The 12,679-nt window shown below is 61.9% G+C and carries 11 protein-coding genes; 6 read left to right on the top strand and 5 right to left on the bottom strand.

The genetic code is table 11. The features are described from left to right. Positions 1-67: 67 nt before the first annotated feature. Positions 68-703, top strand: a complete 636-nt coding sequence (locus B0D71_RS21490; RefSeq protein WP_103396528.1) for a pseudouridine synthase — start codon at positions 68-70, stop codon at positions 701-703. Here B0D71_RS21490 and B0D71_RS21485 read toward each other — a convergent pair. Together B0D71_RS21485 and B0D71_RS21480 are read right to left on the bottom strand one after the other, a co-directional pair. Next, positions 698-907: a DUF2788 domain-containing protein gene (locus B0D71_RS21485; RefSeq protein ID WP_007975837.1), complete on the bottom strand. Its 210-nt coding sequence runs from the start codon at positions 905-907 to the stop codon at positions 698-700. The genes B0D71_RS21490 and B0D71_RS21485 overlap by 6 nt on opposite strands. Positions 908-1,135: 228 nt before the next feature. Further along, entirely contained in the window at positions 1,136-1,615 is a 480-nt protein-coding gene (locus tag B0D71_RS21480; RefSeq protein ID WP_056855781.1) for an Lrp/AsnC family transcriptional regulator, read from the bottom strand. 436 nt (positions 1,616-2,051) lie between these two features. On the opposite strand from B0D71_RS21480, the gene B0D71_RS21475 reads away from it, so the two are divergent. Then, positions 2,052-3,167, top strand: a complete 1,116-nt coding sequence (locus tag B0D71_RS21475; protein ID WP_103396527.1) for a DUF6515 family protein — start codon at positions 2,052-2,054, stop codon at positions 3,165-3,167. On the opposite strand, the gene B0D71_RS21470 is transcribed toward B0D71_RS21475, so the two are convergent. After that, complete coding sequence (locus B0D71_RS21470) at positions 3,161-4,057, bottom strand: cation diffusion facilitator family transporter (protein WP_103396526.1); 897 nt, start codon at positions 4,055-4,057, stop codon at positions 3,161-3,163. The two genes, B0D71_RS21475 and B0D71_RS21470, sit on opposite strands and share 7 nt — an antisense overlap. Positions 4,058-4,098: 41 nt before the next feature. Then, positions 4,099-4,518, bottom strand: a complete 420-nt coding sequence (locus tag B0D71_RS21465) for a polyribonucleotide nucleotidyltransferase (RefSeq protein WP_103396525.1) — start codon at positions 4,516-4,518, stop codon at positions 4,099-4,101. Positions 4,519-4,618: 100 nt separating this feature from the next. Between B0D71_RS21465 and hrpB the strand changes: the two genes are divergently transcribed. Next, entirely contained in the window at positions 4,619-7,135 is a 2,517-nt protein-coding gene (hrpB, locus tag B0D71_RS21460; protein WP_103396524.1) for an ATP-dependent helicase HrpB, read from the top strand. Positions 7,136-7,258: 123 nt separating this feature from the next. Here hrpB and B0D71_RS21455 read toward each other — a convergent pair whose 3' ends face one another. Next, positions 7,259-8,188 carry a LysR family transcriptional regulator gene (locus tag B0D71_RS21455; RefSeq protein WP_103396523.1) on the bottom strand — a complete coding sequence of 310 codons (930 nt, stop codon included), beginning with the start codon at positions 8,186-8,188 and terminating at the stop codon, positions 7,259-7,261. A gap of 227 nt (positions 8,189-8,415) precedes the next feature. Here B0D71_RS21455 and B0D71_RS21450 point away from each other — a divergent pair, with 227 nt between their 5' ends. The 3 genes from B0D71_RS21450 to B0D71_RS21440 all read left to right on the top strand — a co-directional run bounded on the left by B0D71_RS21450 (position 8,416) and on the right by B0D71_RS21440 (position 12,675). Next, on the top strand, positions 8,416-9,906 hold the full coding sequence (locus B0D71_RS21450; protein ID WP_103396522.1) for an aldehyde dehydrogenase: 1,491 nt from the start codon (positions 8,416-8,418) through the stop codon (positions 9,904-9,906). Between the two features lie 21 nt (positions 9,907-9,927). Next, entirely contained in the window at positions 9,928-11,298 is a 1,371-nt protein-coding gene (locus B0D71_RS21445) for an aspartate aminotransferase family protein (protein WP_103396521.1), read from the top strand. Positions 11,299-11,688: 390 nt separating this feature from the next. Beyond that, complete coding sequence (locus tag B0D71_RS21440; RefSeq protein WP_103396520.1) at positions 11,689-12,675, top strand: ABC transporter substrate-binding protein; 987 nt, start codon at positions 11,689-11,691, stop codon at positions 12,673-12,675. Positions 12,676-12,679: the final 4 nt, after the last annotated feature.

Genomic DNA, 12,679 nt, shown 5'->3' with positions numbered 1-12,679 from the left:
TCTCATGGTCATTTGGCGGTCAGGGCACTAGCATTAGCAGCCCTGATCGCTAGATGTTCACTTCGCCATGTCCCGTCCTCAACGCCCCGTTTCCCGCCGCCCCGGCGCGAAACCTCCTTCAACTGCCCCACGCCGTGTCGCCAAGGCACCACCGAGCGAGCCGAAGCTGATCCTGTTCAACAAACCCTTCGATGTGCTGACGCAATTCAGCGACGGCGAAGGGCGCGCGACGCTCAAGGATTACATCGACGTTCCTGGAATCTATCCGGCTGGACGGCTGGACCGCGACAGCGAAGGCTTGTTGCTCTTGACCAACGACGGTCAGCTTCAGGCGCGGATCGCCGACCCGAAACACAAGCTGGCCAAGACCTATTGGGTGCAGGTCGAAGGCGAGCCGAGTGCCGAGCAATTGCAGCGCTTGCGTGACGGCGTTGAATTGAATGACGGCATGACCTTGCCTGCCGAGGCGCGGCAACTGGACGAACCCGAGCTGTGGCCGCGCAATCCGCCCGTGCGTTTTCGCAAAAGCGTGCCGACCAGTTGGCTGGAGTTGGTGATTCGTGAAGGGCGCAACCGCCAGGTGCGGCGCATGACCGCTGCGGTCGGTTTGCCGACCTTGCGCCTGGTGCGGGTCAGAATCGGTGACTGGACGATCGAAGGGCTCGATCAGGGCCAGTGGAAAGAAGTGCTGGCGCGCTTATAAGGCGCCGGATTCGATCAGGCCGATCACCACGCTCTTGATGATGAACGCCGCCACGCCCAGGCCCAGCACGAAGAACAGAATGAACGAGCCGAAGCGTCCGGCCTTGGACTTCTTCGCCAAATCCCAGACGATGAAACCCATGAAAATGATCAGGATCGTGACCAGACCGGTCATCATCCATTCTTCAAAAACTGCAGGATCCATCGAACATCTCCAGCGCGGGCGAGGCTAAAAGGGCGCGGGGAGTATACGCCTCGCAGGCTTCGTGCTGTATTGACCTGCGTCGGTGTGTCGCACCTGTGGCGAGGGGGCTTGCCCCCGTTGGGGTGCGTAGCAGCCCTAAAATCTGCAAGCAGGTTACACCTGACACACCGCATTTGCTGAGTTTGCGACTGCTGCGCAGCCGAACGGGGGCAAGCCCCCTCGCCACAATCAGCTGCGCAGATGCGTCAACGGCAGCTCAGTGCTGTTGAGCACCTGATTCAGCACAAAGCTCGACCGCACGCTGGTGACACCTTCAATCCGCGTCAGATGTCCCAGCAGCAGTTTCTGGTAGTGATCCATGTCCGGCACCACGACCTTGAGTTGATAGTCGGCATCCATACCGGTCACCAGGCTGCATTCCAGTACTTGCGGCAAGGTGCGAATGGCCTGTTCAAAATTCTCGAAACGCTCCGGCGTGTGACGGTCCATGCCGATCAGCACATAGGCCGTCAGGCTCAGGCCGAGCATTTTGCGGTCGAGCAGGGCGACCTGACGGGAAATGTAGCCGTCGTCCTCCAGTTGCTTGACCCGTCGCGAGCACGGCGAAGGCGACAGGCCGATGCGCTCGGCCAACTCCTGGTTGGAGATGCGTGCGTCGCGCTGCAATTCCGCCAAAATACTCAGGTCGTAACGGTCGAGCTTGCTCATCAAGCGGTCCTTTGTCGTAACAATTGCGGAGGATTATGTATCTTGGGTTAAAAATTGCGCAAGTGATGTTTAATTAAGCAATCTTCGCAATCCTCTGCCAGCGCTCCCGGCCTATTCTTATCACCAGAATCACTGCTCGGACAAACAGTCCAGTGCGGCCCGCCCAATCAGGCCCGCCGCGGTCGCCACCCCCACCGGGGATGTGCCGGCCCCCGAGCTACACACTGTCCAGAAGACGGCGTGAGGTGAGCCGACGTCAAAAGCGTCGAGCCAGGACGAAGTTCTCAAGGGGAGGCCGACGGGTCTCCCCTTTTTCTTGCGTGGAATTTGACCCCCAGGCCTCAATAAATAAGTTGCGTGACTGATAACCTGTAGCAGAACCGGCCAGCGCTTTCCCAGTCTTATGTACAGGCCCTAACCCGCAATGAGGAAAAGCATGAAATCGCGCATCTGGCGTTTGGCCGGTGTTGGTTTGCTGTGTGTCAGTGTCACTGCGCAAACGATGGCCGATGAGCCGCAAAACCGTGGGCATGATGGCGGGCAGCATGGCCAGGGTGGCAATCAGGGTGGCAATCAGGGTCATGGCGGCAACAACCAGCCACGTCCGCAAAACGCCCCGCCACAGAACCAGCCACGTGCGCAAAACGCCCCGCCGCAGAACCAGTCGCGTCCGCAAAACACCCCACCACAAAACCAGCCACGTGCGCAAAACAACGACAACCGCCAGTACGAGCACAACGGCCAGAATCAGCATCAGAACAATGGCCAGTGGCAGAACCCTCCAGTGCCGGACTTCAACAGCCGGGTTCGCTCGCCACCTCCACCGCCGCAGGCGCCAGCCACTGACATGCCGATCCAGCCCCGTCCCGACACCGTGCGCCAGACCCAGCCGCCGCAGCGCGGTTACTACCAGGACCAGCCGTATCGCAACAATTACAATCAGCGCTCGAACGGCTATATCGGTGCACCGACCAATGACAATCACTGGGAGGGGCGCCCGAGTGGACACGGTAACGGTTGGGGGCCAGGCCCCAGGTATCGCCCCGGCCAGGTGATCGACCGCTTCCCCGAGCGTAACTTCCGCGTGCCTTACCGTGGCATGGATTACTTCTATTCCGGTGGTTACTGGTATCGCCCGCTGGGGCCGCGTTATGAAGTGGTAGAGCCACCACGCGGGATTCGCGTCAGTTACCTGCCCGATTACGCGCAGCAGGTGTGGATCGGCGGGGCGCTGTTGTTCCTCGCGGCCGGTTCGTATTACGCCTACCAGGAGAACACTCAGGATTACGTCGTGGTCGAGCCGCCGGTTGACCAAACGCAATCTCAACCACCGGCCGCCAGTAATGGCTATGACGTGGAGGCGTATCCGGCCAACGGTCAGTCGCCGGAGCAGGTCAGTCGGGATGGCTACGAGTGTTATCAGTACGCGGTGCAGCAAAGTGGTTTCGATCCACGCACCGCCACCTACCAGCCAGACCCGTCGGTGGTGCAAGCATACCGACAGGCCCAGGGCAGTTGCCTGAGCAGTCGCGGTTATCAGGTGAATTACTGAGCCCGGGCGGCCTTCACCACTTCCTGCGGGTCGGCGTGCACCAGCACTTCGGCGCGCGGGTAGGCACTATGAATGGCGGCGGCCGCTTGGTCGCTGATGCCATGGGCAACGGATAGCGTCAGCTCCCCCGGCAGCTCCAGATGCAACTGCACAAACCATTGGTTGCCGGAGATCCGCGTGCGCAGGTCATGGGCACCCAATACGCCGGGCACGCTGCATGCCAATTCCAGCATGTGCTGGCTGACATCCGGTGGCAGTTCTTCATCCATCAATACCGCAAAACTCTCCCGGGCGATCTGCACCGCGCTCCAGAGAATGTAGGCAGCGATCCCCAGACCGAACCAGGGGTCGACCTGATGCAGTCCAAACCCGGCCAACACCAGCGCGATCAGAATGCTGCCGTTGAGCAGCATGTCCGAGCGGTAGTGCAGGGAGTCGGCGCGTACCGCGTTGGAGCCGGTGGCCTTGACCACTCGATGCTGAAACATCAACAACGCCAAGGTCAGCGCGAGCGAGAACACAATCACACCGATGCTGATCCACGGCGCGCCCACGGGCTCGGGATGCTGCAACCGATCGTAGGCCTGCAACGCGATCAGCACCGCACTGCCACCAATGAACAACGCCTGAGCCATGCCCGCCAATGACTCGGCCTTGCCGTGTCCGTAGCGATGATCATCGTCGGCGGGGCGCAGGGCGTAATGCACCGCCAACAGGTTGAGCAATGAGGTGACGCCGTCGAGTGTAGAGTCGGTGAGCCCGGCGAGCATGCTCACCGAGCCGCTCAGCCACCAGGCGATGGCTTTGGCGACGATCAATGTGCACGCCACTGCCACCGAGGCACGGGTCGCCAGCCGCAGCAGGCGGGCGTGTTCGGAGCTGGAGGTCATAGGGGCCATCGTTCCTTGAAGAGTCCTTTAGCGTGCAGGGATTACGCGGCCGGTTGCAGGCCGAACATCGCCAGTTGTTGGGCGCTGCCTTTGCTCTGGATCAGGCGTGGATCGTCCAGCGGGAAGCTGCGGCCCAGTTCGCTTTCCAGAATAGTCTGCAACTTGCGGTTATCGACTTTGCCGTCGGGGCCGATGGCGTCCTTGAGTTTTTGCGGGTCGACCTGGGCGGTCTTGCCCGGCTCGAAGTAAATTGCGCCGGTGGCGAAGTCCACGGCAAACGCGATCAGGCCGGGGATGATGTAGAACAGCAGGCCGACGGCGTCGAGCACAGCGATGGCCGGGTCGATCTTGCCTTCGATCTGGCCACGGCGATCGGGGTAGAAGATCGAACCGCAGGCGGTCACTTGAGTCAGCAAGGTTGCAACCAGAACACCGCCAATCAGGCGAAAGGGAGCACGCATATGAAATCTCCTGGGTAGTACGCCAAGTACGTTACTGGTTTGAGTCCAGACTACGTCAAACAGTTCGCCGTTATACTCGCGCCTCTGTTTTGGAGCCAGCATGATTTCTTTGCCGATCGATGAAGTTTTACCCGCCCTGCGTGAAGCCCTCGCTACACGCCACGAGGCCGTGCTCGAAGCGCCGCCCGGCGCCGGTAAAACCACCCGCGTACCCTTGGCCTTGCTCAACGAGCCGTGGCTGGCCGGGCAGACCATCCTGATGCTCGAACCTCGCCGGTTGGCCGCACGCGCAGCAGCGGAACGTTTGGCCAGTGAGCTGGGGGAGAAGGTCGGCGAAACCGTGGGCTATCGCATCCGTCTCGACAGCAAGGTCGGCCCCAACACCCGCATCGAAGTGGTCACCGAAGGCATCCTCACCCGGCGCCTGCAGGATGACCCGGCGCTGGACGGCGTAGGCCTGTTGATCTTCGACGAATTCCACGAACGTAGCCTCGATGCTGATCTGGCGCTGGCCCTGAGCCTCAATGGCCGCGAACTGTTCCGTGACGATCAGCCGCTGAAAATCCTCTTGATGTCCGCCACGCTCGAAGGCGAACGCTTGGCCGGGTTGCTCGACGATGCGCCGATCCTGCGCAGCGAAGGGCGCATGTTCCCGGTGGCGATGCGCTGGGGCCGGCCGTTCCAGACCGGTGAATTCATCGAGCCGCGCCTGGTGCAGACCATCCTCGAAGCTTTGAACGACGAGACCGGCAGCGTGCTGGTGTTTCTGCCGGGGCAAGCGGAGATTCGCCGCGTGCATCAGCAACTGGCCGATGCATTGGGCGACAACCCACAGGTTCTGCTCTGTCCGTTGCACGGTGAACTGGACCTGGCTGCGCAACGTGCGGCAATCGATCCGGCACCGGCGGGCAAGCGCAAAGTGGTGCTGGCCACCAACATCGCCGAAACCAGTTTGACCATCAACGGCGTGCGCGTGGTGATCGATGCCGGGCTGGCGCGGGTGCCGCGTTTCGACCCCGGCAGCGGCATGACCCGTCTCGACACCCAGCGCATTTCCAAGGCCAGCGCCACCCAGCGCGCGGGCCGGGCCGGGCGCCTGGAACCGGGCGTGTGTTATCGCTTGTGGTCCCAGGACCAGCACGAGCAACTGGCGGCCTATGGCAGTGCGGAAATCCTTTCGGCGGACCTCGCCGGGCTGGCCTTGCAGCTGGGGCGTTGGGGCGTGACGCCCGGGCAACTGGTGTGGCTCGACGTGCCGCCGGCCGCCGCTTATGCACAGGCCCAGGACCTGCTCGAACGCCTGGGGGCTCTGGAGGGGGAAGCATTGACTCGCCACGGTCAGGCCATGGCCGAGCTGCCGGCGCATCCACGCATCGCACACTTGCTGTTGCGCGGCCAGGCACTGGGTCTGGCCGACATGGCCTGCGACGTCGCGGCACTGCTCGGCGAGCGCGATATCTTGCGCGGCGGCGGGGCGGATTTGCACAGTCGATTGGTGTTGCTGTCTGGCGAAGAACGCGCCGCACGGGGTGCTCAGGGGGGCGTGCAGCGTGCGCGGCAACTGGCGCGGCAATATCGTGGATACCTGCGCGGCAAAGCCTCGGCACCGGTCAGCGATCCGGATCATCCGCGCTGGCTCGGCGCGTTGCTGGCGCTGGCCTATCCCGACCGGGTCGCCCAACAACGGCGTGCCGGTGGTGCGGAGTATCGCTTGGCCAACGGTCGTGCCGCCCTGTTCGCCGAGGCCGACAGCCTGATGAAACAACCATGGTTGGTGATCGCCGATCTGGGCAGTCGTCAGGGCCAGCGTGAAGAGCGGATTTATCTGGCGACGGACTTCGATCCGGCGCTCTTCGATTCAGTGCTGGCCGAGCAGGTGCGCTGCGTCGATCAACTGGATTGGGATGAACGCGAGGGCGTGCTGCGGGCCGAGCGTCAGCGCAAGGTCGGTGAACTGATCCTCAGTCGTGAGCCGCTGACCGGCCTCGACGAAACCGCCCGCAGCCAGGCGCTGGTGAACCTGGTGCGGCGCAAAGGCCTGGAACTGTTGCCGTGGACCCCGGAGCTGCGTCAGTGGCAGGCGCGGGTCGCCTTGTTGCGTCAACTGGACTTGGCCGGCAAGGGCGAGAGCGAGTGGCCGGATGTCAGCGATGCGGCGTTGCTCAAGCGTCTGGAGCACTGGTTGATGCCCTATCTGGGCAAGGTTTCGCGACTCAGCCACTTTGCCAATCTGGACCTGTCGAGCATCGTCCACAACCTGCTTCCGTGGCCGCTGCCGCAGCGGCTGGACGAACTGGCGCCGCATCATTTGAGCGTACCGTCGGGTTCGTCGATTCGTCTGGATTACAGCGAACAACCGCCGATCCTGGCAGTGCGCTTGCAGGAGTTGTTTGGCCTGGCCGAGACCCCGCGCATTGCCGGGGGCCGACAAGTGGTCAAGCTGCATCTGCTATCCCCTGCACGGCGGCCGGTGCAGGTGACCCAGGACTTGGCGAACTTCTGGCGCAGCACCTACGCCGAGGTGAAGAAGGATTTGAAGGGGCGTTATCCGAAGCATTACTGGCCGGATGATCCGTTGGTGGCCGAGGCGACTGCGCGGGTCAAACCCCGTAAATGATTCAACGGTTCCCGGCGCCGATATCACATTGCACACATTCCCTTGTAGGAGCTGGCTTGCCAGCGATGGCGGCATCAAGGCCGATATACGTCTCAAGGACCTCATCGCTGGCAAGCCAGGCTCCTACAGGGGAGGGTGCGAGGTTTCGGATTTCGCCGTGAGTTGTTCGCGGCAATAGTCCGCAAACAACTGCGCCGGTTTGGTCAACTGCCCGCGTTTGAGCCATGCCGCCACCAACCCGGAGCCGGTGACGTCTTCGGCAATGTCCACGCACACCACTTTTTGCCCGTCGTAGGTGCACTCCGAATGCGGCTTGGTCACCAGGATCGAGAACCCGAACCCCTGGCCAACCATGCCGCGCACCATCTCGATGGATGGCGAGCTGAAGGCGATGCGTGGGGTCAGGCCCAGCTCATCGAACAGGCTGACGAAGTAGGTGCGGCTCGGCTGCACGTCCAGAAGAATCATCGGCTCCAGGTACAGGTCCCGCAGCGACACTTGCGCCTGCTGTGCGAAGCGGTGATCCGCTGGTAATAGCGCGTACGGTCGTTGCGCCGGCATCAGTGGTTCGGTCTGGATGGTGCCGTCGAGGTCGTGCTCGTAGAGAATCGCCAGATCGAAGGCGCCGGAGGTCAGGCCCTGCACCAACTCTTGTTGCTCGCCGTCACGGATGCGGATTTCCACCCCCGGGTACAACGCCGAAAATCCCGCAATCAATTGCGGCAGGTACAGCGGCGCGACGGTTTCGAAACAGCCGATATCGATCTGCCCGGACACCACATCGTTGTCGGCCAGGGCGTTCTGCTCGAACTCCTTGGCCATGCGCAGCAGTTCCTGGGCCTTGCGATAGAAGCGGGCGCCGCTGGGGGTCAATGACACGCCCTGGGCGTGATGGCGGATCAGCAGTTGCACGCCGAAACTGTCTTCCAGCCCTTTGATGGCCGTGGAGATCGAAGGCTGGGCGATGTACAGCTTGCGCGAGGCCTCGGCGACGCTGCCGCACTCGACGGTGGTGATGAAGTATTTCAGTTGACGCAGATTGTAGGCAGCCACAGCAAACCTCGGGGGGAGAACAGATCAGGCATCCAGGCAATTTGCGCGCCACCCCTATCCGCTCGGGTAGCGATTTGTTGTGGTTGAACAATAACCACATGCTGCGCCAGAAGGGAGATTGGCTACGTAGTTTTTTCTTGGCCTGCGAACACATTTTTACTGGTTTTCCACCGCTCGGGCCTGAGCGACTATCCAATACACAAGAATGTCCAACGGAGCATCTGAACGTGTTCGAGCTTGAGTATTGGCAACGCAAGGCCGCTTCCCTGCGGTTTCCCGATCAGGCCGTGATTGACGGCCAGCGCCGCGCGGCGCAGTCGGGGCAGATTTTCGCCGCGATCAACCCTGCTACCGGGCAATGCCTGGCCAACGTTGCCGCCTGCGGCGAAGAAGACGTGAACGAGGCGGTGCGCAATGCGCGGCAGGTCTACGAGGCAGGCACCTGGGCTGCGCGCTCACCGACCGAACGCAAGCAAGTGCTGTTACGCCTGGCCGACTTGATCCTCGAAAACCGTGAAGAGCTGGCACTGCTCGACTCGCTGAACATGGGCAAGCCCGTCGCGGACGCCTACAACATCGACGTGCCGGGCGCTGCCGGGGTCTTTCGCTGGTACGCCGAGAGCCTCGACAAGCTCTACGACCAGGTCGCACCGAGTGCGCAGAACGTGCTGGCGACCATTACCCGCGAAGCCCTCGGTGTGGTGGCGGCCGTGGTGCCGTGGAACTTCCCGCTGGACATGGCCGCGTGGAAACTCGCCCCAGCCCTGGCCGCCGGTAACTCGGTGATCCTCAAGCCGGCCGAGCAGTCGCCGTTTTCCGCCCTGCGCCTGGCAGAGCTGGCGCTTGAAGCCGGCGTGCCTGCCGGGGTGTTGAACGTGTTGCCGGGCCTCGGCGAGCAAACTGGCAAGGCCCTCGGCCTGCACCCGGACGTCGATTGCCTGGTGTTCACCGGCTCCACCGAAGTCGGCAAATATTTCATGCAGTACTCGGCCCAGTCGAACCTCAAGCAGGTGTGGCTGGAGTGCGGCGGCAAGAGCGCCAATCTGGTGTTCGCCGATTGCCAGGACCTGGATCTGGCCGCGCAGAAAGCCGCATTCGGTATCTTCTTCAATCAGGGCGAAGTGTGCTCGGCCAACTCGCGGTTGCTGGTGCAGCGCTCAATCCATGACGAGTTCGTCGAACGCCTCAAGGCCCAGGCCGAACGCTGGTTGCCGGGCGATCCGCTGGACCCGTCGAGCGCCGCTGGGGCCATCGTCGACAGCCGTCAGACCGCGCGCATCATGAAGTTCATCCAGCAGGCTGAACAGCAAGGTGCGACCAAGGTCTGTGGCGGTCGGCAGGCGATTTTCAATGGCTCGGACAACTTCATCCAGCCGACGATTTTCACTGGCGTGACTCCGGACATGCCGCTGTTTCGCGATGAAGTCTTCGGCCCGGTGCTGGCCGTCACGGCGTTTGACGACGAGGCCCACGCCTTGCAATTGGCCAACGACAGCGTCTACGGTCTGGCGGCGTCACTGTGGACCGACGACCTCAACCGCGCTCACCGTGTGGCGCGACAATTGCGGGCTGGAACGGTGTCGGTCAACAGCGTCGATGCGCTGGACGTGACCGTCCCTTTTGGCGGTGGCAAGCAGTCGGGTTTCGGCCGCGACCTGTCCCTGCACTCATTCGATAAATACACCCAGTTGAAGACCACCTGGTTTCAATTGCGCTGATAACAAAACGGAGAAACGGCGATGACCACACCACGTGAAACCCGCGACTACCAGGCCGCCGACGCTGCGCACCACATCCATGCGTTCGTCGATCAGAAAGCCCTCAACGACGAAGGGCCACGGGTGATGGTCCGTGGCGAGCGCCTGCACCTGTGGGATAACGATGGCCGCCGCTACCTCGACGGCATGTCCGGGCTGTGGTGCACCAACCTCGGTTACGGACGCAAGGACCTGGCCCTCGCGGCAAGCCAGCAGTTGGAGCAGTTGCCGTACTACAACATGTTTTTCCACACCACCCACCCGCAGGTGATCGAGCTGTCCGAGTTGCTGTTCAGCCTGCTGCCGGGGCACTACAGCCACGCGATCTACACCAACTCAGGCTCTGAAGCCAACGAGGTGTTGATCCGCACGGTGCGTCGTTACTGGCAGGTACTCGGCAAGCCCGAGAAGAAAATCATGATCGGCCGCTGGAACGGTTACCACGGTTCGACCCTGGCCGCGACGGCGCTGGGCGGCATGAAATTCATGCACGAAATGGGCGGCATGATTCCGGACATCGAACACATCGACGAGCCGTACTTCTTCGCTCACGAGGGCAACCTGACGCCAGCCGAATTCGGCCTGCGTGCAGCGCAACAGCTGGAAGCGAAAATTCTCGAACTGGGCGCGGACAAGGTCGCAGGTTTCATCGCCGAACCGTTCCAGGGCGCCGGCGGCATGATCTTCCCGCCAGAAAGCTACTGGCCGGAAATCCAGCGCATCTGCCGCAAATACGATGTGCTGCTGTGTGCCGATGAAGTGATCGGCGGCTTCGGTCGAACCGGCGAATGGTTTGCCCACGAGTACTTCGGTTTCGAGCCGGACACCCTGTCCATCGCCAAGGGCCTGACCTCGGGCTACATCCCTATGGGCGGCTTGATCCTGTCGAAGAAAATGGCCTCGGTGCTGGTGGAGCAGGGCGGTGTGTTTGCCCACGGCCTGACCTATTCCGGGCACCCGGTGGCGGCGGCGGTGGCGATTGCCAACCTCAAGGCGCTGCGTGACGAAGGCGTGGTGACGCGGGTCAAGGATGACATCGGTCCGTACCTGCAACAGTGCCTGCGCGAAGTGTTCGGCAAGCACCCGTTGGTGGGTGATATCCAGGGCACCGGCATGGTCGCGGCGCTGCAACTGGCCGAAGACAAAACCAGCCGCAAGCGTTTTGCCAACGAGAACGATATCGCGTGGCGCTGCCGTACGATTGGTTTCGAGGAGGGCGTGATCGTGCGCTCGACATTGGGGCGGATCATCATGGCGCCGGCATTGATTGCCAGTCGTGAAGAGGTTGACGAGTTGATCGCCAAGACGTTGAAGGCGATGGATCGTACGGCGCAGGAATACGGCCGGCTCTGATCGTGTAGCGTTCTCTCGGGCCTCATCGCGGGCAAGCCCGCTCCCACAGTATCTCTGTTGTTCACAAATATTGTGTTCAGAGAAAATCCCTGTGGGAGCGGGCTTGCCCGCGATAGCTATTGCACATTCAACACATTTCCCTGGTCTTGCACCCACCTCGGGCATCCCCGCCCGCAGCGCCCTTTCGCGGTGCGCGCTAACGAGTTTTTTCATCGTTCGCATCGACATATTTCCTCATTTTCCTAATCCCGCCCTTGGGCCAACATCGATCTCGCCAGCCCGCCGAACGCTGCCCGCCGAAGGGTCCCCGAGAGACCACAGGTTGCAGCCGATTCAGGGCTCGCCGTACTGCCCATGACAAAACTAAATCAACAGCTTTGGGAGTGCTCCATGATCAAGTCCTTGCTTACACGCGTTGCCCATCCACTGGCGGTCACCGCCATCGCCGCGACGGTCGCCACCAGCGCCCAGGCCGGCACCCTGTCCATCGGTCATACCACCTGGGTCGGCTACGGCACCCTGTACCTGGCCCAGGACCTTGGCTACTTCAAGGAAAACGGTTTGACCGTCGAATTACCGGTGGTCGAAGAAGCGGCGATGTACATGGCCGCACAAGCGTCCGGTGAATTGTCCGGCTCGGCGTCGACCATCGACGAGGTACTCAAGTACCGTCCGCAATTCTGCTTCAAGGCCGTGGCCGCGCTGGACGATAGCCATGGTGGCGACGGTGTGCTGGTCGGCAAGGACGTCAAGAGCCTGCAAGAGCTCAAGGGCCAGGCCGTGGCGGTGAACGAAGGCTCGACCTCGCAGTTCTGGTTGTCGTATCTGCTGAAAAAGAACGGCATGAAAATGAGCGATATCACCGTGCAGAACATGACGGCTGACGACGCTGCCACCGCGTTCATTGCCGGCCGCGTACCGGCCGCTGTGACCTGGGAACCGCACCTGTCGATGGTTCGCGACAAGCAGCAGGGCAAGGTGCTGATCGACAGCAGCAGCACACCGGGGGTGATCGTCGACGTGGTCGCACTGAACTGCAGCGTGATCGAAAAACAGCCGGAAGACGTCAAGGCCCTGGTGGCCGGTTTGTATAAAGCCGTGCAGTACACCAAGGACCACCCACAGGAAGCCTACAAAATCATGGCCAAAGGTGTAGGCGGCTATCTGGCCGATCCGAAAGAGCTCGAAGCGGCCGCCCAGGGCGTGCGCTTCTACGATCAAGCCATGAGCGAAAAACTGTTGGGCGCGCCGGGCAAGCCGGGTGATAGCGCACCGCTGATCAAACTGGCCAACGAGACCGCCAGTGAGCTGCAAGGCAAACCCTACAACGTCAGCAACGACGACCTTATCGACAACCGTTTCGTAACCCCGCTCTAGGAGG

It is taken from the genome of Pseudomonas laurylsulfativorans (assembly GCF_002906155.1).
In the GTDB taxonomy this organism is placed as follows: Bacteria; Pseudomonadota; Gammaproteobacteria; order Pseudomonadales; family Pseudomonadaceae; genus Aquipseudomonas; species Aquipseudomonas laurylsulfativorans.
Note: the sequence above shows the minus strand (reverse complement) of the source record. Positions and strands in the feature narration are given on the sequence as shown.